The following is a 26,181-nucleotide window of genomic DNA, read 5'->3' as shown; positions in this document are numbered from 1 at the left end:
ATAAATTAAAAATGAAGATTAAAAAATATACATTCATTTTAGCATTTATCTTACTTCTTGTGCAAAATATTTTTGCGCAAGAAGTAAAAATTAATCAATCAAGTTTTGAGAATATTAATCTTGACAGCAAAGGACTTGAAAAAGTAAAAGCATTGGTCGTTTCTAAAAAATATGAAGATGCTGCCGCTGCACTTTTAAAATACTATAGAACTCGTACTGGTGTTAAATCTCTGGATTTTAATCCTGTAGATAAAGAAAATTTGGCTGGCAAAAAGGTAAATGCTAATACATTAGAGCTTGCCAACAATATATTATTACACAAGTTTAAGCCCCATAAAGGATATCCTGCTTACGATTATGGCAAAGATATTAATTGGCAATATCGTCCGGTACAAGATCAGTTGGTAACGACTTTTTTGCATCGTACAGCTTTTTGGGAATCCTTAGGGATTGTATATAACAGTACTGGCGATGAGAAATATGCTCAAGAATGGGTACTCGAAGTGCGTGATTGGATTAAGAAAAACAAACAAGGAGCATATCCAGATGATAAAGATTACTCTTGGAAGGCATTTGTTGTTTCTTTTAGACTTAATCATTGGTCGAGTTATTTTAATATGTTTTTAGATTCGTCAAATTTTACGCCTGCTTTTTTAATGGAATTTTTAAACTCCTATAATGAACAGGCAAATTATGTAATGGCAAATTACACCGATATAGGTAATCATCGACTGTATGAAGCACTTCATTTAATGTATGCAGGAAGTTCATTTCCAGAATTAAAACAAGCTACAACTTGGCGTAAAAGCGGTATTGAAGTATTAAACGAAGAAATTAAAAAACAAGTATTACCAGACGGAGTTCAGTTTGAGCTATCCCCTTCTTACCATATCGGAAGTATTAAAATATTTTTAGATGCATTGCAAATTGCCCAATTAAATGGGGCTGAAAATGAGTTTCCAGGAAGTTACCGCAATCTGGTAGAAAAAATGATTCTTGCAGTGGGCAAATATTCATTTCCAGACTATACGTTTCCGTTATATGGTAATTCGTTTTTAACGAATAAAACTATGATGCTCAAAAATTATGAGAAATGGGCTAAAGCTTTCTCACAAAACGAACAGATTAAATATTATGCAACAGATGGTAAATCAGGAAAACAACCTGATTATCTTTCTAGTAGTTTGCCTAATGCAGGTTTTTATGCTTTTAGAAATGGTTGGGATTTAGCAGCAACAGTAATGCAAATTAAAGTTGGGCCTCCTGCAGAGTTTCACTCACATCCAGACAATGGTAATTTTGTTCTTTGGGTAAAAGGTCGTGATTTTACTCCCGATTCAGGTAGTTTTATCTACGCCAATGTTGGTAACCAGGAAAACTCAAAAAGAGATTGGTATCGTTCTACCAAAGCGCATCAAACCCTAACTATTGATAATAAAAATATCACAAATGATGCTAAAGTAATAAAGTGGCAACCAGATGGTAATCTTCAGCAGCTTTCTTATATAAATCCTAGTTACAAAGATTTAGATCATCAGAGAACCTTTCTTTTTATAGACAAAACTTTTTTTGTAATTATAGATAGAGCAATCGGGAGCGCTACAGGCAATTTAGGAATTCATTATAATCTAAAAGAAGATAGTAAAGCCTCTTTTAATGCTTCAAACAATCGCATTATTACCAATTATAACGACGGTAATAATCTCTTGATTCAAGTGTTAGATAAAGATAAAGTAAGCCTAAAAGAAGAATCTGGTTTTGTATCGTACCAATATCAAAAAGAAACTAGCCGTCCGGCTTTTGTTTTCGAAAAAAATAAAAGCGATACTACAACTCAAGGTTTTATTTCGATACTATATCCATACAGTGGTACTGCTGTGCCTGTTGTAAAAATCACCGAAAATGCAGCACATAATCTATCTAAAGGAATAATTGATATAATACTAACTATTAATAATAAAACTAGTCATATTAAAGAAAATTTAAACTTCTAAAAAAATATAAAAACCTGATTTAAAATTAAACAATGAAATACCTTTATAAGTAAACTATTTTGATGTGTTTGATGAGTTAAAGTTGATAACGGATGAATGGCTAAGAATACAGAAAATAATAAATGAAACTATTTAATAAATAATCTTATGCGTAAAAAATTATTTTTATCCGGATGGCTAATTGCCATAGTATTCAACTTTTCGTACGCTCAAATGAGTGATGTAAATAGTATTAAAACAAAATATAGAAATTGGCTTACGGGGGAAAATCTTGATTATTCTAAAACACAAGTTAATGAAAGATACAGCCGATTCCTGAGCAACGGAATTGCAGCCAAAAATCTATCTTCATATAATTTTGCTAATCCGGGACCAGTTTGGAATTTCACTGTAAGTGCAGATCAAAATGCCTATCAGGTACTTGTAGAACAAAAACTAATTAGACTTGTGTTTTTATATCAGTTAAAGGGATCAAGTACCACTCCTAATCCAGATTATCATAGTCCGGCACTTAGAGATATGATTCTCAGTCTTTTTAATTATATGAAAGCAAAAGGAATAAGTAGTACAACCAATTTTGATTATGTTTCAATTCCTGCTACCGAAGAGATTATTACAAGTGGTCATGGTGTATGCCTGCGTTCATCGGGATATGCAACAGCTATTTTCTTGATGAAAGACGAACTAGTTACAGCAGGAGAATTTACACATCATATGGGAGCACTTAATGCGCTTACCGCTTTTATAGCGCCAGAATTTCAATCTTTTAATTTTACCAATCCAGGTTTTAATACAGATGTTATTCGTTCGTCAGTTCAACAACGACTTTGTTATGTTTTGGCTCAGGATGATTCAGACAATTCCAGACTTGCTAATATGGATTTTCTAAAAAGGTTTATTAATAATGCTTTAAAAATCGGCAATGGCTGGAACGATTGTATTAAACCCGATTATATTACCTATCATCACAGAGGAGCATATTCTAATACTTATGGTGTAGAGGCTTTACAGCAATCCTCTATCATGAATATGATGCTGAAAAATTCGGCGTATGAATTAAATACAGAAGCACAAAGCAATTTAAAAAGTGCTATTTTAAACTATAGTAAATTCAGTAAAGATTTCGAAATGCCTTTAGGACTTGCCGGAAGATTCCCGACTAATACTGATGCAATAAATGATTTAAGACAAGCTTTGGCATTTTTATATGTAACAGATCCTGCTAGTAATCAAGATGCAGGAAGAGAGTTTGTAAGACTTTGGGATATATCTGTAACTGCTAATACTGCTTTACTAAGACAGAATGCCTTATCGATTACCATGATTTATACACCTAGTGGTGTAATGGATATTTTGCAAACTTTAAACTCTGGACTTACTCCTCTTCCCGAAATAACCGAAGCACAGTTTAGTTTTCCGTATGCGGGATTAAGCGTTCATAAGTATAACGGATTTCAGGTAAGTGCAAAAGGAACAAGCAAGCATATTTGGCATTTTGAGAATTCGAGTACCGAAAATGTTTTTGGAAGATACACATCTGCAGGAGCTTTGGAGTTACTTACAAAAGGAAGCCAAATGACCCGTGCTACAAATGGTTATATAGAAAATGGCTGGGATTGGTCGCACGTACCTGGAACTACAGTAGCATATCTTCCGTTAAGTACACTTGCAATTGGTACAATGAGAGAAATGAACGGAAAATCTTTTCTAGCACACGCATCTCTTGATAATAATGGAGTTTTTGGAATGGATTATAAAGATTTTAATTCCGCAACAGGAATGACAGCCTTAAAATCTAATTTCTTTTTTAAAGATATCATACTTTGTTTAGGTTCTAATATTCAGGACACAAACGGAACCTTTCCTATTCATACTACTTTGTTTCAAACTGCTCTGGCAGATACCAACACTCCTACTTACGTAAATGGAAATTCTGCTACAGGAACTAGTTTTACGATTACACAAACTGGCGGTGATTTTTGGGCAACCGATGCAATTGGAAATGGTTATGTAATTCCTGCAAATCCTAGCAATACTGAAGCTATTACAGTTACCAGATCAGCACAAATCTCTCGTAATAATGCCAATACGGTTAATACTACAGGTAATTTTGCTACAGCATATATAAATCATGGTATTGCTCCTACGGCAGGGAAATTTCAGTATGCAATTGTAATGCAAGGTGGTCAAACAGTGACACAACAACTGGCTAATAATTTTGATTCTTATTTTAAAATTCATCAACAAAATAATCAGGCGCATATTGTTGAGTATGTACCAGATGCCATATTTAGTTACGTTATTTTTAACCCAACGACTGTATTTGCTTATGATGCTGTGATAAGTGTAAATAAACCAGCTATAGTAATGACTCAAAAAACAGATGGAGGAAATAAATTAAAAGTAAGTCTTACGAATCCAAATCTGGGGTTATTATCAGCTACCGAAACTTATAAATGGAGCCAGATTAGTGGTCAAAACGCAATACTAAACAGAGAACCACAAACTGATGTTGTTACACTTACTATTGCAGGTAATTGGGTTTTAGTATCGCCAACAAATAATGTAACAGCGGCTATTAATGGTACTAATACCGATATTAGTTTTAGTACTATTAACGGTTTAACTATACAAACAGAATTGATAAACTCATCTCTAGGAACTAACAATCCTAAAGACGAAGATGCAAACGGATTAAAAGTAATTGTTGCTCCCAACCCAACGCAAACAGACTTTAAGATAAACGTAAAAGGAAATTCTACACAAGGAATTTATGTACTTGTATTTGATGCTTTAGGAAGAAAAATAAAGACTTTAAAAGCCGATTATAATCAAACAATTGTACTAGGGAGTGATCTTAATTCAGGAATATATTTTGCCGAAATACATCAGGGTAACAATAAAAGAACAGTAAAACTGATAAAACAATAAATAAAAACATTAATCAATTTAATGAATAAATAAAGACATTAAGAAGCTATTTTTGACGTAAAATATCAATATAAATAGCTACTTAATTATTACAGAAATTAAATCTATTTAATTAAAAACCAATGATAAATTTAAAAAGAACAGCAGCATTATTTTTTATGCTAATGACATTTTGCTTAACCCATGCACAAGAAGCTCCTATTACTAAGGCAAGTTTTGACAACATTAATCTTGCCTATCCGGGTTTAGAAAAAGTAAACAAACTTTTTACTGAAGCAAAGTATGATGATGCAGCCAAAGAATTACTTACCTATTACCGCAATCGTAAAAACATCAAACATCCTGATTTTAATGTTGGTGATGAAGCCCGTTTTAGAGGAAAAGATATTGGCAAAGCCAATCAGGAAAAAGCAGACAATGCCTTATTACATAAATTTCAGCCGCATAAAGGATATGGATTTTTTGACTATGGCAAAGATATCGATTGGGATTATTGGCCTATAAAAGACAATGAGATTCGTTGGCAATTACACCGCGTAACCTGGTGGCAATCTATGGGAATGGCATATCGTGTAAGCGGAGATGAGAAATATGCCAAAGAATGGGTTTTCCAGTTTCGTGATTGGGAAAAGAAGAATTATTTAGGAAGATCTAAAGGAAATGATAGTATCGCTTGGCGTCCGTTAGAAGTTTCTGAACGTATACAGAGTTTCCCAGGAACGTTTAATTTATTTGTAGTTTCGCCAAACTTTACTCCAGCATTCTTATTAGAATTCTTAAATAGCTTTAATAAGCAAACAGCTTATATCCCTAAACATTATAGTAAAGAAGGAAATCATTTATTGTTTGAAGCACAGCGTGTATTAAGCGCAGGAGCATTTTTTCCTGAGTTTAAACAAGCTGAAGAATGGCGCAAAAGTGGTATCGAAATCCTGAACCGCGAAATAAAACTACAAGTATTTGCCGATGGTGTACAATGGGAACTTTCACCAACGTATCATGTAGGTTGTATCGAAATTTTTACAAAAGCATATAATTCTGCAAAAATGGCGGGTGTAGAAAAGGAATTTCCAGAATCCTACATTAAAACAATCGAAAAGATGGTTTATGTTACAGCCAATATATCTTTTCCTGACTATAACTATCCTATGTTTGGTGATACTTGGGTTGTTGATAAAAAAGTAAGAATCAAACAATTTTCAAGTTGGTCAAAAATGTTCCCTCAAGATGGGCTTATCGAATATTATGCTACAGAAGGAGCTTCAGGTAAACTTCCTGATTATCTATCAAATGCATTCCCAAATGGAGGTTTTTACACATTTAGAAACGGATGGGATAATAAAGCAACCATACTAGTTTTAAAAGCCGGACCACCTGCAGAATTTCATGCACAACCTGATAACGGAACTTTTGAACTTTGGGTAAAAGGACGCAATTTTACACCAGATAGTGGTTGTTATATTTACAGCGGAGATGCCGAAGTTACCAAAATGAGGAACTGGTTCCGCCAAACAAGAGTTCATAGTACGCTTACCTTAGATAATCAGAATATGGTTATTACCAAAGCAGAGCAAAAGAAATGGAAAACGAGTAAAAACCTTGATATACTAACGTATACAAACCCTAGTTATACAAGTTTAAACCACGAGCGTAGTGTACTTTTTATCAACGAAAAATATTTTATAATAATTGATAAAGCAATAGGTAAAGCAACAGGGAATTTAGGAGTACATTTTCAGTTAAAAGAAGATAGCAAACCTGTTTATGATAAAGCCAATAATAGAGTATATACTACATATGCAGATGGTAACAACCTATTAATTCAGTCATTAAATAGTGATAAAGTTATTCTTAACGAAGAAGAAGGAAAAGTATCCTATTCATACGCAAAGGAAACGGCAAGACCAGCTTTTGCTTTCGAAAAACCAAAGAATGATGACAAAACACAACAATTTATAAGTGTTGTATATCCTTACGATGGCAATAATGCTCCTGAAATCAGTATTAAACCAAATACAGGTAATGATTTTGAAAAAGGAAACATAGACCTGAGTATTATTGTTGATGGCAAAAAAAGCGATCTAAAAGCTAGTTTGAATGACTAAATCATTCTAATTATAAACAAGTAGTTCAATTTGTAAAAGCGTCTAGAAAGTAATTTTTAGGCGCTTTTTTTATGTTTCAAACATATCTGTGAGCTAAAATGGTACGCGGATGACGCAGATTTACATAAGTAAAGACGCTGATCCCGAAGCGTCGGGACGGATTTTAAAACAATCTAAATCTCGTCAGAAACTTTGTATCGTGATGAGAGAAAATCAGTTTTTATCCGCGTTTTCGCTCTAGCGAATCCGCGTCATCCGCGTACCAATATAGACAATCTGCAACAGAAAATTAATAGAAAAACTCGTAAAACTTTGCGGAATCTACACCTAAAAAGACTCTTTATGAACAGAAAATAACTCATCAGAGTTTAATTTTTCTAAAATTTTGAATTATTTATTGTTAAATAGATTTAAAAAAATCAATCCCATATAAAAAAGAGAAATGTAATATCAAATTCTCAATCAAAATTGCAATAAAAGTAGTACTTAATTGTCTTTATTGGTCAAATTTACTTAACATTTCATTAAATTTTATTTAACCATTCTCCCCTACTTTCTATCTCAAAATTGTCCAGTAATAGCGGTGTTTTCTTCAAAAATAGAAGCAAAAATAGTTTAAGTTTTTTCTTGTTTTTCCTTTGTTTAAAGGGCGTATTAATCAAATTCAATAGTATTTTGGACGTATTCAAAACATTGATGTACCCTTGATGTATATATTTGTTTTTGTTAAACCAAAATCAAATTTAAATAAGCCACAAAATGAATAAACCAACACACCTCCGTTTTTATTTACCAGACGCAAAACTCCCCAGCGTTTTTCTCCCAGTTAACAAATTGTTATAATTTATTAAACTGATAACAATTCAATAATTGATTAAAAAAAAATAACCACATTAACTAACACTAAAAACCCAACTTATGATAAAAACTAATTTAGAGTTTCTATAAGGCTCATGAAAAATTATTTGATGAATATCTTTTGAGAAATAACAAAATTTATAAATCAAAATCGAATATCAATTTAAATAATATCAATTAGGAAATAAGAGGGTAAAACTTATTCCAGTTTAAACAAAAAATATGAAAAGGACTATATTTTTATTTTTGTTGCTACTAGTTTGTAAAGTTACGTACGGACAGACTATAACCGTAAAGGGTGTTGTAACTGATAGCCAACAATTACCATTACCAGGAGCAACAGTTTACGAAAAGGGAACTAAAAACAGTACGATTACATCTATGGATGGAGAATATCAAATTAAAGTAAAACCAGATGCAACATTGGTATTTAGTTTTATGGGAACCAAAACGGCAGAAATAAATGTAAAAAACAGAACAACTATAAATACAAAATTAGTAGATGATGCTAATAATCTAGACGAAGTAGTTGTTGTAGGTTACGGAACAAAATCAAGAAAAAATCTTACTGGAGCTATATCATCCTTAAAAGGTGAAGAAATTGCAAAAATGCCAGTGCAAAACGTTGCGCAAGCTTTGCAAGGTCGTATAGCAGGTATGCAAGTTACAATGGCCGATGGAACACCAGGATCTGAACCTTCGTTAAGGATTAGAGGTGGAACATCTATTACACAAAGTAACGAACCATTGTATGTTGTAGATGGAGTGGCTCAAACTGGTGGATTAGGCTTTATTGATCAAACAGATGTAGAATCTGTAGATGTTTTAAAAGACGCCTCCTCTACTTCTATTTATGGAGCTCAGGGTGCAAACGGAGTTGTTCTTATAACGACTAAAAAACCAAAAGGCGGAAAACTTACAATTGGTTATGATACTTATGGAGGAATAAAAACGATTGCCAGAAAACTTGACGTAATGAATCCGTATGATTATGTTCAATTAATGTACGAAGGAGCGACTGACGATGCAAAATTGCAGAAATTCACGAAAAATTTTGGAACATATGATGAATTAGCATCTCTTTATCAAAACAGACCGGGTATTAACTGGCAAGAAGAAATTTTCGGTAAAGCTGTAGAAACTCAATATCATAAAATAAGTTTTAGTGGTGGCGGAAGCGAAACTAACTTCAATGCTTTTTATTCTGTAAATAATGATCAGGGTATTATGCTTGGAAGCGAATCGGTAAAAAATATTGCAAAATTAGCAGTAACTCATAATGTGAGTAAAAAATTAACTGTGAGCGCAATTGTTAACTATTCTAATCAAAAAATAACAGGATTAGATACAGGCGAAGGTGGAAATGCAAGATTAAGTATGTTGCAAACTTTGCTACAATACCGCCCTACAATAGGGAAAAATGGTGTAGATGAAGATCTTAAAACTCTTGTTGTAGATCCATTTGATAATCAGGATTCACCTATATTTCAGAGTCCATCGATTACAATAGATAGTCAGAAAAGAGAAGCGATTAAAAAGTCTCTTAATATGAATTTTCAACTTCAGTATAATTTAACTCCTAAGTTGGTATATCGCGGATTAGTTAGTTATACAGATAATAATAATAGCGACAAATATTTTAACGATGCCAGAGGTATTCAGGCCATCAGAAGCGGCGGACCTAATGGTGGGGTTACTTACACTACATCTAACCGTTTAAACTATAACAATGTCCTAACGTACAGTAATACCTTTGCTAAAAATCATAAATTTGATGTTACAGCAGGTCAGGAATATATTTATAATTATTCTGAAGGAATTAATGCAAGTGCAAGTGCATTTCCAGATGTAAACTTAGGTTGGGATAAATTACAATTAGGTACAATTGCCGGAATCCCAACATCATATGCTGAGGATGATAAAATGTTGTCATTTTTTGCAAAAACAAGTTATGCATTCAAGAATAAATATTTATTTGCAGCAAGTATAAGAGCCGATGGATCTTCAAAATTTGGTGCAGATAACCGATGGGGTTATTTTCCTTCAGTATCTGCTGCATGGAGAATTATCGAAGAAGATTTTATGAGAAGCATACCTGAATTTTCAGATTTAAAACTTCGTGTAAGTTATGGTGAAGCTGGAAACAACCGAATTGCAAATTATGCAGCATTAGGTATTTTTAATTTAGGATCCTACCCTATTAATAATCAATCAAATATTACAGCGTATCAAAATAATATTCCTAACCCACAATTAAAATGGGAAGCTACAAAATCGACTAATATAGGTTTAGATTTAGGATTTTTTAAACAACGCATCTCACTTACAGCCGAGGTATATGAAAACCGTTCTAAAGATTTACTTTATAACACACGTGTACCAGCAAGCTCTGGTTTTAAAAAGCAGTTTCAGAATATTGGAGCAACTTCTAATCGTGGTTTAGAATTTACATTGAATACTGTAAACATCAAAAAAGCCGATTTTAGTTGGAATACAAGTTTTAATATCGCCTTTAATGAGACTAAAGTACTTGCTTTAAGCGAAGGAGAAAACTCTTTAATAACAAATAGTTACACCAATGCAAATGACTATATCCTTGAAGTAGGAAGACCAGTTGGAGTTATGTACGGTTATGTAAGAGATGGTTTGTATCAGGTAAGTGATTTTGATTATAACCCTACGCTTAATACCTATACTTTAAAATCGGGTGTGGTTAGCGATAATGTCGTGGTACAACCTGGATTTATAAAATTTAAAGATATTAGTGGGCCAAACGGTGTGCCAGATGGTGTAATTAATGATCTTGACAGAACTGCAATAGGAAATTCTAATCCTAAATATACAGGAGGATTAAATAATACATTTAGTTACAAAGGATTAGATCTTAGTATATTTTTAGATTTCTCAGTAGGTAATGATATCTATAATGCAAATATGCTAAACAATTCAAGGCTTAATCAGGAAAACCTAAACACATTTGCGGTATATGCTGATAGATGGACAACTATTAACTCAAGCGGACAACGTGTTACTAATCCTGCTGAACTAGAAGCTCTAAATGCTGGGAAAAAGAATCCCGCATTTAATGGTAATTCAACAGGACGTTTGTATAGTGATATTATAGAGGATGGTTCATTCTTGAGAATCAACAATATAAGTTTAGGATATACTTTTCCGAAAAAATGGTTGAGTAGTACGAAAATTTCAAACTTAAGAATTTATTTTACTGCTAATAATGTGTACGTATTTACTAAATATTCAGGGTATGATCCAGAAGTAAGTGTTATAAATAGCGCCATAACAAGAGGAGTCGATTTTAGTGCTTATCCAAGAAGCAAAACCTTCCTTACAGGTTTAAATATCTCACTATAATTTAAAGCTTAAAAAAATGAAAAAATATATATTTTCCTTTAGAACAATCGCAATAGCTGGGATAACTTGCCTACTATTACCGCTTAATTCTTGCGAAAAAGAACTAGAAGTAACACCATACTCCTACTTTACAACGGATGCTTTTTTTAGTAATATAAATGAAGCCTATATGGCAACATTAGGAGTTTATGAGCCAATGTCATCTGTAGATAGTTATGGTTGGAATATCTCATTAACTTTTGATGCCGATACAGATATTGGTCAATTAAGCGGAATAGGTTCTGATGATTGGCGTACTGTAGCACATTACCAGGGAATTTCTCAAACAAACACATTCTACCTTGTATGGAGTAAATTATACGAAGGCATAGACAGAGCAAATGTGGTGATTGAGAGAATACCTAAAATGGATTCGTATTTAAATGGAAGTCAAGCTGAAAAAGATCAACTAAACAGAATGATTGGCGAAGCAAAATTTTTGCGTGGTTTTTACTATTCAGAGTTAGTACGTTTATGGGGAGATGTTCCTTTTAAAACAAAAAGCTCACAACCAGGAGATAATCTTAGAGGAGGACTTGTAGATCGTTATGAAATATACACACAAATCATAAAAGATATGCAAGAAGCTGCGCTTGTCTTGCCAGTTCAAACACCAGTAGATGAACGCGTTAATAAATGGGCTGCAAAAGCCATGCTTGCCAGAGTAGCTCTTTTTGCAGGGGGATATTCCTTAAATGCAGATGGAACGATCAAACGCCCAGCTAATTACAAAGAATATTACCAATTAGCACAAAAGGAAATTAATGATATTATGGCGCAAAATCCATATAAATTAAATCCATCTTATTCTAAAGTATTTAAAAACCAATGTCTGCACGTTTTAGAACCTACAGAAAATATTTTTCAGGTTGCATTTTTTAATTCTGCCGGAGCAAAAGAGAATGGATCTTGGGTTGGATATTTTAATGGAGCATTAACATCAAACGGAGTTTATCCTACTAGTATAGGCAGATGCTTAGTACCAAAACCATTTTATAATAGCTTTACCGAAGGAGATCAAAGACGAGATTTCTCTATAGCAACCTATACAATTAATGCACAGGGAAATAAAGTAGCCCTTTTAACCGCAAAACAAGACGAAAGCTGGACAGCTGCAAAATGGAATAGAGAATATCAAACTAATTCTACGCAAGAGAGATCTTATACCCATATAAACTGGGTGGTGATGCGTTATTCAGACTTATTGCTAATGCGTGCCGAAGTAGAAAATGAATTAAATGAAGGACCAAATACTATTGCTTATGATGCCATTAATCAGGTAAGAAAAAGAGCTTTTGGTGGTGATATAGCAGGTAGCAGAATTGCTATTGATTTAAAAAACAAAGGAACAGGATATACATCGGCAGCCAATGTTTTAATAAAAATTACTGGTGGCGGTGGTACCGATGCTGCGGCTGCAGTAGTTACACTAGCGAGTGGTGGTATTAGTGCAATTGGTATGTTACGTTCAGGAGATGGATATACATCTGAGCCTACTGTAACGATTACCAGTGTAGACGGAAAAGGTTCTGGAGCAACTGCTGTAGCAAGAGTTTTACCAAAACTAACAACTACAGAAATGAATCTTACAACTGGATTAAGCAAAGCTAATTTTCTTAAAGCATTACAACAAGAGAGAGCTTGGGAACTTAGTAACGAAGGTATGCGTAGAGCCGATTTAATAAGATGGGGAATTTTGGCAGATAAAATAGCCGAGACAAGTGCAGCAGTAAAACTGATTCGTTCGGGTTATTTTTATCCATCTGTAACAAACTTTGTAAGCGGTAAGCATGAATTATATCCGTTTCCTCAAAATGAAACAGATGTAAATAAGTCAATTACGCGTCAGAATCCTAAATATTAATTTATAGATTTATGTATAAAATAATAGTTTTATTAGTCGTTTTTTTTCTTCCACTTTTTGGGCAAGCCCAAGTAGATGTTCACGAAGCTTCTGGCGAATACGAATATCCTACAGATCCGTTAGTTCGTGAAAAATTAGACAAATGGCAGGATTTAAAATTTGGAGTTATTTTACACTGGGGACTTTACAGTATAACCGCCATGAATGAATCTTGGCCTTTGGTTAACGAACTTTGGAAAAGAAGAGATACTACAAAAACATACGAAGAATATAAAAAATGGTATTGGGATCAATCAAAAAGCTTTAATCCTGTTAAATTTAATCCCGAAAAATGGGCTGAAATTTCTAAAAATGCAGGAATGAAATATCTGGTATTTACTACCAAACATCATGAAGGCTATTCGATGTTCGATACTCAACAGAGCGATTTTAAAGTTACCAATGGGCCATTTGCAAACAACCCAAAAGCCGATGTAACCAAATATATTTTTGAAGCATATCGTAAACAAGGTATGATGATTGGCGCTTATTTTTCTAAACCCGATTGGCATTCAGAATATTTTTGGTGGCCACGTTTTGCAACAGTAAATCGTAATGCAAATTATAACACAAACGAATTTCCAAAACAATGGAAAAAATTTAAAGATTTCACTTATAATCAAATAGGGGAAGTTTTAGGCAACTATGGCAAAGTAGATATTTTATGGTTAGATGGTGGTTGGGTTAGAAATCCTCAGCCAGGAGAAATGGAAAAAGCATATGTACAAAGTAGTAAATCCTACTATCCTCCCTATCCGCAAGATGTAGATATGCCTAGAATAGCCAAAATGGCAAGAGAAAAACAACCTGGGATTTTAGTGGTAGACAGAACCGTACACGGATCTTATGAAAACTATCGTACACCAGAATTAACTATCCCAAAAGAACAATTAAAAGATCCTTGGGAAACTTGCCTTACCATAGCTAAAGGTTGGGGATATACAAAAAAGGCCCCAATAAAATCAGGTACTTGGATAATCCAAACGTTGGCAGAAGTTGTAGCCAAAGGTGGTAACCTACTTTTAGGCTGGGGACCAACGGCTGAAGGTGAATTTCCAGAATATATTAATAAACCATTAGAAGAAATCGGTGCTTGGCTTAAAGTAAATGGTGAAGCCATTTATGGAACACGAATCACTGAAAACTATAACGATGGTTCGACTTGGTTTACACAATCTAAGGATGGGAAAAAGAAATATGCTATTTCTTGTATAAAAGAAGGAACAACCATTCCTGCAACAATAAAATGGAAAGGAAATATCCCAACAAATGGAAAAAAAATAAAACTAATTTCTACAGGTAAAAATGTAGTTTGGAAACAAGAAGGAGATTCTGTTGTGATAGAAATACCAAAAGAATTAGTAGGAAGTCAAACAGCTGCTTTAGCTTTTGCATTTTAAAAAAATCAATCAAATAAAAATAGCGATTATGAAAAACATACTATTGGTATTAAGTTTCGCCTTAATGACTACAGTTACATTTGGACAAAGCAAGCCTCAAAATATGAAAATATTAAGAGATTCTATTTTTACAGTCATGAAACTTAGTGATGAAAACAAACTCAAAATGCATAATTTAATTGCAGAGAACGGAAAAACTCAAAAAGCAATAAAAGAAGACGCAACACTTACCGAAGAACAAAAAAAAGAAAAACTACAAGCTTGGAGAAAAGAGATATCTGTAAAAGAAAAATCAATTCTAACACCCGAAGAATTCCAAATATGGAGAGATTTTGGAAAATCATTAAGCGATAAGTCTAAGAAATAATAATTGTCAATTGAATCTTTTCTAGTGAATTACCAAACTAGAAGTTGCTGAATACGGGTTTTAATTGAATTTAATATCATTTTGAACAAAATTAAAACCCTATTTAAGCATTGATGATTAAATTCGTTTTGTGGTTTTAAAGGGTAGTAAAAGAATAGTTTTATTTGTTGAAGTTAATTTGAAAAAAATAGGATTAGCATAGTTCCGATACCGATCCAAAAGCTTCGGGCAATGTCATTAAGTTAAGCCCTTTTGAGCTAATAATGGTTAATTGTTTTCTCGCAAAGACGCAAAAGCGCAAAGATTTTAGGCGAAACTTGGCGGCTTGGCGACTTGGCGAGAGATTTATTCGGTACAGTATTACAGCTGTTTTTCTTATCTTAATGACATTGAGCTTCGGGATGGGATGGGACTATGTGTTAAAAATAATAACAAGAATAAGCTAATCTATTAATATAAGTAGATATGAAATTTAGAATAAACATTTTGCTTTTATGCGTACTAGGATTGATAATTACTCCATTAATAAGTATTGCTCAAACCAAAGAACGTCCAAATATTCTCATCATCATGACCGATCAGCAAACTGCTGATGCGATGAGTATTGCCGGTAACAAAGACTTACATACACCCGCAATGGATAAGCTGGCACAAAACGGAGTTCGTTTTACCAAAGCCTACTGTGCACAACCACTATGTACGCCATCCCGCACAGCAATCTTTAGCGGAAAAATGCCTTATGAAACTGGTTTTATAGGCAATGCACCAGAAAAAGACGGACAATGGCCAGATGATTTATTAATGATGGGCAAAATCTTCCAAAACGGAGGATACAAAACAGGTTACGTAGGTAAATGGCATTTACCAGTTCCTACTACAAAAAAGAGTCAGCATGGTTTTGAATATATCGAGAACACCAATTTTCAGGATTATAATGATGCAGCTACACCATCATTTTGTGCCCGATTTATCAAAGAGAATAAAAACACCCCGTTCTTGCTAGTAGCTTCATTTTTAAATCCTCATGATATTTGCGAATGGGCAAGAGATGAAGATTTAAAAATGGATGTATTGGCCAAAACACCTCCAGTTGATCAGTGTCCGCCATTGCCGATTAACTGGAGAATTCCAGATAACGAACCACAAATAGTACGTGATCAACAAAAAGTAAGTGCCCGCACCTATCCTACTGTAAACTGGAGTGGAGACCAATGGAGACAATACCGTTGGGCGTATAATCGCTTAGTCGAAAAAGTAGATAATTATATCGAAATGGTATTGGCATCATTAAAGAAATATGGCATCGAAAAAAATACCATCATTGTTTTTACAGCAGATCATGGTGATGGTTATGCAGGTCATAGCTGGAACCAAAAGCAAATATTATATGAAGAAGCCGCAAAAGTACCTTTTATCATTTCAAAAATAGGACAATGGGAACCTCGCACCGATGATATGTTGGTTTGTAATGGTATCGATATAATCCCAACCATTTGTGGATTTGCTGGTGTAGAAAAACCTACTTATTTAAAAGGAATTGATATTAGTAAAAAAATTGAGAATCCATCGCTAAACTTACGTGATACACTAGTTATAGAAACTGATTTTGCCGATAACGAAGAATTATTAGGTATAAGTGGTCGTGCCGTAATTACTAAAGATTATAAATATATTGTTTACAATAAAGGAGAGATTAAAGAGCAACTTTTTGATTTAAGCAAAGATCCGGGAGAAATAACTAATCTGGCAGTAAATAAATCACATAAAAAGAGACTCGTAGAAATGCGCAATTATTTAAAAAATTGGTGCAAAATAAATGGAGACAGTTTCGTATCAGGATTATAAATCAGATCAAAAGAAAAGAATCATGATAAAGAAAAAAATAATTGCTTTGTTATTGTTAATTACATTTAATGCGTTTAGTCAACAAGAACCAGCAACAATCAAATTAAATGCAGAAAAACTGCATTCGAGAGTACGCGAATGGCCTTATCCTATAAACGGAATAACAGTGCCAACTAATGCTCCAGCTTTACTCTGGCCGGCAACCAATGGCAAAACCATGGTGAAACCTATGGAAAGCGGAAGTGCAGTCCCAGAAGATCCTAATATTGGCAATGTACGTTACAAAGTAATGTTGGCAAGTGATAAAAATTTTACAAAAGAGCTGCTTACTAGTTCAGAACAACGTTGGGCTGTTTATCCGTTACATCAATCATTAAAACCAGGAAAATGGTACTGGAAATATGCGTATGCTTTAAAAGGCAGCAATCAATGGACCTGGTCTACTGTTTATGATTTTGTAATTGATGCTAAATATGCCAATGAAAAAGTATCTCCACCAATAACCGAAGTGCTAAAACGAAACCAAGGTTCACATCCCCTATTATGGGATATGAATCGCATAGGTGAAGATTTTTATAAAAATAATCTGGAAAATCCTGAAGCCAAAACGTTTATCGCTTTCGCTGAAAAACTGATGTTAGCCCCTCTTCCTACAGAAAAACCTCAAAGAGTAATTGATACAACGGGGAAAAATCCATTGGAAAAAAAGTTAATTATTGAAAGAATGTACCATGGTTTTGGAGATGCTGTAGGTACACCAGTCCGTAATTTGTGTATTGCGTATCAATTAACCAAGGACAAACGATTTATCTTAGATGCAAAACGCAGAGCATTAAATATTGCTAATATGAACCCTGATGGTTTAGCCACAGGAGATGATTTTACAAGCGGTGCAGTTCTCGAAGCACTAGGTTGGTTTTACGATGCAGGATATGATTTTTTAAATCCACAAGAAAAAGAATTATTCAAAAACATAATTACACTTAGAGCACAAAGAGTTTATAATCATTTACCAAACCGTTTTGAGTTGCACGTAAGTGACAATCACGTATGGCAAATCACCATGCGCAATTTAGCCATTGCAACAGTAGCAGTTATAAATGATGTGCCCGAAGCCAAAGAATGGCTTACGTATATGTACGAAGTCTGGTCGGCACGTTTCCCAGTATTAGGCACAACCGATGGAGGCTGGCATGAAGGAAATGGCTATTTTAGAGTAAACTTTAAATCTATTATCTACCTTTCTCAAATGTTTGGAGATTTTAGTGGAGTAGATTATTTTAAACTGCCGTGGATGCAAAATCTACCTTATTATATGTTATATACACATCCTAATGATGGGGCAAGTACCGCCATTGGGGACATGTGGGAAAACATACCATACATTGTAAAAGGAGAAGCTTGGTTTGCAGATGCGCTTACTTATAAAATAGATAACCCGTATTTAAACTGGTACGTAGATAGAATAAAAAAAGATCATCCAGACTATTTTCGTGGTACAGATGATTACTTATTATTTAGATTATTAAACTTTAAACCAAATAGAAATTTACCTGTTTACTCGCCTACTGATTTGCCTAAAACACGCAAGTTTGGTGATGTCGGAGTAATAGCAATGCACGAAGATTTGGCTAAAGCCGATAAAACACTAAGCAGTTATTTATTCAGTAGTCCATTTGGTGCTTCAGGACATGGACATGCATCGCAAAATGCATTTACAGTAAACTTTAAAGGAAAAGTAATCTTTGGAGGAACTGGGTATTATAGCAACTTTAGCGATAAGCATAACCTTTTGTATTATCGTACATCCAAGGCATATAATACAATTTTGGCGGATAGTTTGAGTCAGAAAATTGGAGAAGAAGGTTACGGATGGACACCACGTGCCATTTCAGGACAACATATTCAATATGCTTTAGGTGACGCAAGTAACGCTTATGGCGAAATTAAAAGTGAATTTTGGCTGAATAGATTCAATCAAATTAATGTAGTTCCAAATAAAGAAAATGGTTATGGAGATCCAGGAGTAACATTATATCGTCGACATATGTTACAACTAGATGGTGGATATATTGTATTGTATGATGAACTAGAAGCTAAGAAACCTGTAAAATGGACAACGCAATTTCATTGCCCCTATTACACAATCGAAGCACAAAATACCGAAAACGCAAACCAACAAAACTTTACAGTAAAAACAGATTTAGGTAGCGTAACGGCAAGTGTTTTTGCCAATAGTCCTTTGAATATGAAGGTGCACAACAAGTTTTTTGAAGCAGCAGTTAATTGGAATAAAGTAACCAATGATACAGGCGAAATAAAAGATTTTAAAGACCAATGGCACGCAGGAATTACATCAGAATCTAAACCGAAATTCAGATATTTAACCATTATACAAGTTAAAGATGGTAAAGCTGAAGTAATTAAAACAGTTTCAAACTTAGATGGATTATACAATTTACAAGTTGGAGATTGGGAAATACAAGCACAATTAAATGGAGAAAAACCAGCGGCATTACAAGTAGCTGGCAAAGCAGTAAAATCATTATTTAATTATGGCGGTTTACCAATTAAATTTCAAGGAAAAACATATATCCCTAAAGTTATGGGAAGTTCTATTTTGTTAGAAATGAAAGGTTCTAAAGTAAACAAACAAGAGGTTGTAGATGAATTGCCAGATGTAGCTAAATACGATAAGAATTAAAAAAAGTAAACCATACAAGTTATCTAAGTTCATTTAATCGAAATTTATTATATTTTTAAAGTAAAAAAAAGTTAGATTACTTCAGCTTAACGCATTGAATAGCCACCTGCTTTAGCTGGAGGTTTAAGAAATGATGATGAATATGGCTTTAGCCAAAATAAAAATGAAAATAGAATTTGTGAAAATCATCACAATTTAATTACAATACCTACAAGGTCAAAAAAAGACCTTGCAGGAAAAAAACAAGAATTATTTAAACTACCATGAGAAAAAAGATTGCTATAATAACCCTTTTATGCACTGTACTTTTTGCAATAAAAAGTCACGCCCAAGTGCAAGACCGATATTTTCGCAATATTTCGGTTGATAAAGGCTTATCGCAAAGTTCAGTTTTTGCAATTCAGCAAGATCAACTCGGGTTTATCTGGATTGGAACTCAAGATGGTTTAAATCGTTATGATAGTAAAGGTTTTAAAGTATACAGACCTATAAAAGGAGCTAAAAATAGCTTACAATCCTACTACATCCGAAGCTTGTTTAAAGATCATAAAGGGCAATTATGGGTTGGAGGAAACCAAGGAATCAGTGTTTATAATTACGATACAGACAATTTTGTTAATTATAAACTTCCGCGTAGTCTTGGCGAATGGTACATATCATCAATAACAGAAGATAATGCGCATAGAATCTGGGCTACATCAATAGCAGGAGATGTATTTATGCTTACTCCCGAAGCCGAAAATTTCACAACAATAAAGTTTAATGCTTCATCACACGAAGTAAAAAAAATAGCCTATATCGGCGTTTGGCAACAACAAATTATTTTAGGAACAGATGTTGGGCTTTTTAAATTAAAACCAAAAACACACGAATTAATCAAAATTAATCTAGGAGCAAAAAAGCCTTATATTAATGATGTTTATGTAGATGGAAAAAAATTATGGGTAGCAACCGAAGGATATGGAGTAATACAATATAATAGCCAAAACGGGCAAGCTACTTCCCTCCTGCACAACTCAGGAACAAACAGTATAGCCGATAATAATATAAGATGTGTTGGTAAAGATACCGAAGGAAATATTTGGCTAGGAACCTTTAAAGGACTTACTATTTTTAATCCTAAGGCAAATTCTTTTGCAAATTACTACCATCAAATATCACAGCCTTACACCATTAGTCAGAACTCGGTGCGTTGTTTCTTTAAGGATAATCAAAACGGAATTTGGCTAGGAACGTATTATGGTGGACTCAATTACTATCATAAAAACGATATTAAGTTCAATTTACTAAGTCAGAACTCTGGTAAACCTTCTTTAAATGACGAAGTTATCGGTGTTATAAAGCAAGATCCAAAAGGTAATTTTTGGATTGGAACGAATGACAAAGGAGTAAATTATTGGAACAAAAACAATAATACAATTAGCTATTATTCAAACAGTGAGAATAACCCAAATAGTCTAAGTTCTAACAATATCAAAGCCATTGCTTTTGATGATAACGGCAATGTATTAATTGGGACTCACAACGGCGGATTAAATTTATTGAACCCAAATAGTGGTCATGTGCAGCGCTTTCGCCACGACGAAAACAATCCAAGTTCTATTGCAGGCGATTTAGTTTATAGTATTCTTAAAGATCATAAAGGACGTATTTGGGTAGGAACAAGATCAGGATTAGATCAATTTCATCCAGAAACAAAGTCATTTACACATATTCATTTAGATAAAGCTGGCAAAAGACCAACTTCTGATGATATTACTTTTCTTTATGAAGATAGTAAGCATAGAATCTGGATCGGAACTACCAACGGAGTTACGCTGTTTTATCCTGATAATCTATTATTTGGAAACATCGGACACGGAAAAGTCAGCGAAGATATTGTCAATTGTATTACCGAAGACAAAAAGCACAGAATATGGATTGGTACAAGAGAAGGATTGAGTTTATATAATGAAACACAGGAATCTTTTATCAGTTTTAAAACAAAAAACGACTTTGTAAAAGGAACTATTTACGGCATAATTCCAGATGAAGATAATAATTTATGGATTTCAACTAATAGCGGATTAATTAAATTTAATCCCGATAGTGGTTCTATACAAACTTTTGACGAAAGCGACGGACTTCAAAACAAGCAATTCAATGAGTATTCATTCTATAAAGCCAAAGATGGAATGTTGCTTTTTGGAGGAATAAAAGGTATTTCTTATTTCTATCCTGCAATGGTTAAGCAGCAATTGCTTCCGCTAAAACTTAGTTTTACAGGACTGGAAGTTTTAAATAAAACCGTTGCTGTAGATGATGAAACAAATATACTCGAACAACATATTGATCAAGCCGAAGAATTAGAGATTGGACCAGAATACAAGCAATTCAGTATCTTTTTTAATACATTTAATTACATATCTGCCAATCGCACACATTATTATTACAAATTAGATGGACTCGACAAAGATTGGCAACGTACCGATGAGCTAAAAATAAGCTATAGCAATTTGCCCGCAGGAAATTACAATTTGCAAATAAAAGCAATGGGACCTAATGGAGAAATGAGCCCAATAAGAAGTTTAAAAATTATAATTCTTGCTCCATGGTATAAAACAATATGGTTTTATTTATTGCTGTTGGCAATTATGGGTACAGCAGCATATATTGCTTTCAGAATGATTACTGAGCGTATAAAAGCCCTGCAACAATTAAAACTAGAACGAATAGATAAAGAAAGAGTGAGTTATATTAATCAGGTAAAAATGGACTTTTTTACCAATGTATCTCACGAACTAAGAACACCACTAACATTGATTTTGGCACCTCTGGAAGATTTATTAAAATCACCATTTGCAGATAAAACATCCAAAAAGAAACATGAACTCATGTTTATCAATGCCAAAAGGTTATATAATCTCGTTGATCAATTATTTGAGTTTAGAAAAACCGAAATGGGAACGCGCCAACTTAAAGTGGGTAAAAGTGACCTTGTGAGTTTTACCAATGAGATTTTTGAATCCTTTAAACCACTTGCCGAAAAAAATCACATTCATTACACCTATCATTCATCAGAAACGCAACTTATATTTTCTTTTGATAAAGATGCTATGGAGAAAATCTTGTTTAATCTACTTTCAAATGCATTTAAATATACCCAAAGTGGTCAAAGCATAAAAGTTGAATTAATAAAGGAAAATGAAAAAGTATTTATAAAAGTAGCAGACACAGGAGTTGGAATAAGCGAGGATGATTTGTCTAAAGTATTTGATCGTTTTTATCAGGTAAATAATAAAGAAATGAATTTGGGTTCGGGTGTTGGTTTAGCATTTACCAAACGATTGGTCGAACTACATCATGGCGAAATCATTGCTGAAAGTACAAAAGAAAAAGGAACTGTTTTTACTGTAGCAATTCCTACTTCAGAAACTGTATATATAAATGATTCACGTGTAGAAGATTCTGTATATGAGTTATCTATGGTAACAGACGATAATCTTGTTATAGAAGATGATATACTCCTGCAGGAAAATGAAATTTTAATAGATGAAACTGCCGATGGAGATCAAATAATCAAACTACTTATTGTAGATGATAATAAAGAGATTCTGGATTACCTGCAAGATTATTTGGGTAAGATGTATGAAATTGTAGTTGCTTACAACGGACAGATGGCACTGGAACTATTAGAAATTCAGCAATTTGACCTCATTATTAGCGATGTAATGATGCCAGAACTAGACGGATTACATTTTTGTAAACGTGTAAAACAGAACATCAATACATCACACATTCCATTAATGCTTTTAACTGCTAAAACGGAAACAAGTCAGCAAATAAAAGGATTAGAAATGGGAGCCGATGATTATATCACAAAGCCATTTTCGCCAAATTTACTTGCCGCAAAAATTGCAAACTTATTACGTTCCCGTAAACGATTAAAAGAATACTATTCGGCTGGAAAAGAAATGGTACCCGAAAATATTGCTTTTAATGCCCTTGACGAAGAATTTTTAAAACAAGCCATAAATATCGTCGAGGAACATTTAGCCGATTCAGAATTTACAGTAGATAAATTCAGTAAGGAAATCGGAATGAGCAGATCCAACCTTTATTTAAAATTAAAGGCAATTACAGGAGAATCGGCTATGGATTTTATAAAAAGAATACGATTTAAAAAAGCAGTCGAGCTAATGCAAAACAAGCGGCATACTATTGCGCAAATTACTTATATGTGCGGTTTTAACTCGCCTTCGTATTTCTCAACAGCATTTAAGCAATACTATGGTTGTATGCCAAGTGAATATTTAGCCAAGCTAAATGATGAAAAATAATATTACCAAAATACAGTGTAAAAAACTGAAATTTCAATAATACAAAACAAACCAAATTATTATGAATACCAATTTTGAAAGCCGTTTTGCAGTAAGTCCAAAAGAAGCAAAACAAATGGATACAGAAACATTACGCGAAAATTTTTTAATCGAAACTATTTTTAGCGCAGAACAAGTAAAACTAACCTTATCACATTACGATAGATATATTATTGGTGGAGCAATGCCAGTAAACCAAAAAATTGTATTACCTAATCCTACCGATTTAAAAGCGGAATATTTTCTGGAAAGAAGAGAAATTGGAATCATTAATGTAGGCGGAAAAGGAATTATTACCGCTGATGGCGAAAGATTTGAAATAGATTTTAAAGAAGCTTTATATCTGGGCAAAGATATAAAAGAAGTAATTTTTGAATCTGTAGATGCTAATTCTCCAGCCAAATTTTATTTAAACTCTGCTCCTGCTCACCACAAATATCCATCAAAAAAAGTAACAAAAGCCGATGCTGAGATTGTAGAATTAGGAACTATGGAAACGGCAAATCATCGCATTATAAATAAATTAATTGTAAATAGTGTGGTACAAACCTGTCAGGTTCAAATGGGAATGACAGAGCTAAAATCAGGTAGTGTTTGGAATACTATGCCAGCGCACACACATGATCGCCGTATGGAAGCTTATTTCTATTTTGAAGTACCCGAAAATCAAAGTGTTTGCCATTTTATGGGACAACCACAAGAAACAAGACATATCTGGATGCAAAATGAGCAAGCCGTAATCTCTCCTAATTGGTCTATCCATTCAGGATCAGGAACCTCTAATTATACCTTTATTTGGGGAATGGCAGGAGAAAATTTAGATTATGGAGATATGGATCATTGTGCTATTAACGATTTAAAATAAGTGATTATGAAATTGATTAAACTCTTTCTTTGCCTTGCTTTTGTCTCGCCGTTAGGTGTTTTTGCACAAACAAAAGCAACAATTACCATTCAGAATAATTCGGCTCAGGAACGAAAAGAAGCTGTTGTAGCTATAAAATGGGCAACGGTTTTATCACGTTATCCTCAAATAGATACAGCAAATTTTGTTGTGATTAATCAGGCGACAAAAAAACAAGTTCCTTTTCAGTTAGAACACCGCGGACTTTCCACAATTCAAAATCTTTTAGTACAAGTTAATGCTAAAGCAAAAGCGTCACTTATCCTGGTAATACAAAAAGGTAAACCAGAAACTTTTGCAACCAAAACTTATGCGCGTTATGTACCAGAACGCAAAGATGATTTTGCTTGGGAAAATGACAAAATAGCCTTTCGTGCCTACGGTAAAGCCATAGAAAACACAAAGGAAGATGCTTCTGGATTTGATGTTTGGGTAAAAAGAACCGATAAAATGGTCATTAACGAACGTTATAAGATTGTAAATTACCATATCGATAGTGGCAACGGAATGGATTATTACCACGTTGGCCCTACATTGGGCGCAGGAAATATGGCACCATATGTAAATGACAGTATCCGCTATTCGGGAAATTATCGCAAATGGTTAGTGCTAGACAATGGGCCTTTGCGCAGTACATTTCAATTAACTTACGACAGCTGGATTGCTGGAGGAATAGAAGTTAAAGCTACAAAAATCATTTCTATAGATGCTGGATCACAACTTAATCGTGTAGAAAATACCTATACATTTAATGGAAATAAACCTATGGAAGTTGTAGTTGGCTTAAGCAAAAGACCAGAAGCCGGAGTTATTTCATTAAATGAACAACAAGGTATTATGGGATATTGGGAACCTACATTTGGTGAAGACGGAACTACTGGAGTTGGTTCTATACTAACTACACCAGTAAAAAGTATGTGGGTAGATAAAACACAAATATTAGGAAAAACGACCGTTGTAAATAACGAACCTATCGTGTACTACACAGGAGCAGCTTGGAATAAAGCAGGAAAAATTACCGATGCAAAACAATGGTTTACTTATTTGGATAATTTTTATCAGCAACTAAAAAATCCATTAATTGTAAAAGTCGAATAAAGCTACAGTAGCACTCAAATAAAAACTTTAGATAAATATACCTAGTCAGCGCATTAAATTGTAGTTGACAGCCATACTTATGCCTTTTTTGAAAAGAATTTAGCACCAATCCTGCAAGGTTTTAAACCAAAGATCCAAGGAATTTTGATAAAAGCTCAAGTTTAAAGTTGGTCTGCGCATTTTTGTCATTTCGACGAAGGAGAAATCTCCGTAAGAAACTAACTCACAGGTTTTTCTTAAATTATTGAGCTACTCGTGGAGATTTCTCCTTCGTCGAAATGACAAGTTTGGGGATTATTTTGT

Annotated in this window: 12 protein-coding genes; all 12 read left to right on the top strand. The window is 33.8% G+C overall.

Translation table 11 applies throughout. The features are described 5' to 3' along the window. Positions 1–11: 11 nt before the first annotated feature. The 12 genes from hepC (ACJ6WR_RS22300) to ACJ6WR_RS22245 all read left to right on the top strand — a co-directional run bounded on the left by hepC (ACJ6WR_RS22300) (position 12) and on the right by ACJ6WR_RS22245 (position 25,878). Entirely contained in the window at positions 12–1,994 is a 1,983-nt protein-coding gene (hepC, locus tag ACJ6WR_RS22300; protein ID WP_039120522.1) for a heparin-sulfate lyase HepC, read from the top strand. A gap of 147 nt (positions 1,995–2,141) precedes the next feature. Continuing rightward, complete coding sequence (locus tag ACJ6WR_RS22295) at positions 2,142–4,925, top strand: chondroitinase family polysaccharide lyase (protein ID WP_409416546.1); 2,784 nt, start codon at positions 2,142–2,144, stop codon at positions 4,923–4,925. 122 nt (positions 4,926–5,047) lie between these two features. Then, on the top strand, positions 5,048–7,030 hold the full coding sequence (hepC, locus tag ACJ6WR_RS22290; protein ID WP_409416545.1) for a heparin-sulfate lyase HepC: 1,983 nt from the start codon (positions 5,048–5,050) through the stop codon (positions 7,028–7,030). A 1,080-nt stretch (positions 7,031–8,110) separates the two neighbouring features. Beyond that, entirely contained in the window at positions 8,111–11,260 is a 3,150-nt protein-coding gene (locus tag ACJ6WR_RS22285) for a SusC/RagA family TonB-linked outer membrane protein (protein WP_039116815.1), read from the top strand. 16 nt (positions 11,261–11,276) lie between these two features. Continuing rightward, positions 11,277–13,163 carry a RagB/SusD family nutrient uptake outer membrane protein gene (locus ACJ6WR_RS22280; protein ID WP_409416544.1) on the top strand — a complete coding sequence of 629 codons (1,887 nt, stop codon included), beginning with the start codon at positions 11,277–11,279 and terminating at the stop codon, positions 13,161–13,163. A gap of 11 nt (positions 13,164–13,174) precedes the next feature. Next, positions 13,175–14,602 (top strand): alpha-L-fucosidase, encoded by a 1,428-nt coding sequence (locus ACJ6WR_RS22275; RefSeq protein WP_409416543.1) that lies wholly within the window; start codon positions 13,175–13,177, stop codon positions 14,600–14,602. A 28-nt stretch (positions 14,603–14,630) separates the two neighbouring features. Then, positions 14,631–14,969, top strand: coding sequence for a hypothetical protein (locus ACJ6WR_RS22270; protein ID WP_131474458.1), 339 nt, complete (start codon positions 14,631–14,633; stop codon positions 14,967–14,969). Between the two features lie 465 nt (positions 14,970–15,434). Beyond that, positions 15,435–16,814 (top strand): sulfatase, encoded by a 1,380-nt coding sequence (locus tag ACJ6WR_RS22265; protein ID WP_409416542.1) that lies wholly within the window; start codon positions 15,435–15,437, stop codon positions 16,812–16,814. Continuing rightward, positions 16,786–19,518: a DUF4962 domain-containing protein gene (locus tag ACJ6WR_RS22260; RefSeq protein ID WP_409416541.1), complete on the top strand. Its 2,733-nt coding sequence runs from the start codon at positions 16,786–16,788 to the stop codon at positions 19,516–19,518. The genes ACJ6WR_RS22265 and ACJ6WR_RS22260 overlap by 29 nt, the downstream gene beginning before the upstream one ends. Before the next feature lie 263 nt (positions 19,519–19,781). Continuing rightward, the gene (locus tag ACJ6WR_RS22255) at positions 19,782–23,837 is read left to right on the top strand and encodes a two-component regulator propeller domain-containing protein (protein ID WP_409416540.1); all 4,056 of its coding nucleotides are present in this window, start codon (positions 19,782–19,784) and stop codon (positions 23,835–23,837) included. A 61-nt stretch (positions 23,838–23,898) separates the two neighbouring features. Next, positions 23,899–24,741: a 5-dehydro-4-deoxy-D-glucuronate isomerase gene (gene kduI / locus ACJ6WR_RS22250; protein ID WP_409416539.1), complete on the top strand. Its 843-nt coding sequence runs from the start codon at positions 23,899–23,901 to the stop codon at positions 24,739–24,741. A gap of 6 nt (positions 24,742–24,747) precedes the next feature. Continuing rightward, entirely contained in the window at positions 24,748–25,878 is a 1,131-nt protein-coding gene (locus tag ACJ6WR_RS22245; RefSeq protein ID WP_409416538.1) for a DUF4861 family protein, read from the top strand. Positions 25,879–26,181 lie beyond the last annotated feature (303 nt).

It is taken from the genome of Flavobacterium sp. PS2, from assembly GCF_046250155.1.
In the GTDB taxonomy this organism is placed as follows: Bacteria; Bacteroidota; Bacteroidia; order Flavobacteriales; family Flavobacteriaceae; genus Flavobacterium.
The sequence above is the reverse complement of the archived record's forward strand: the minus strand, read 5'-3'. Positions and strand labels throughout refer to the sequence as shown.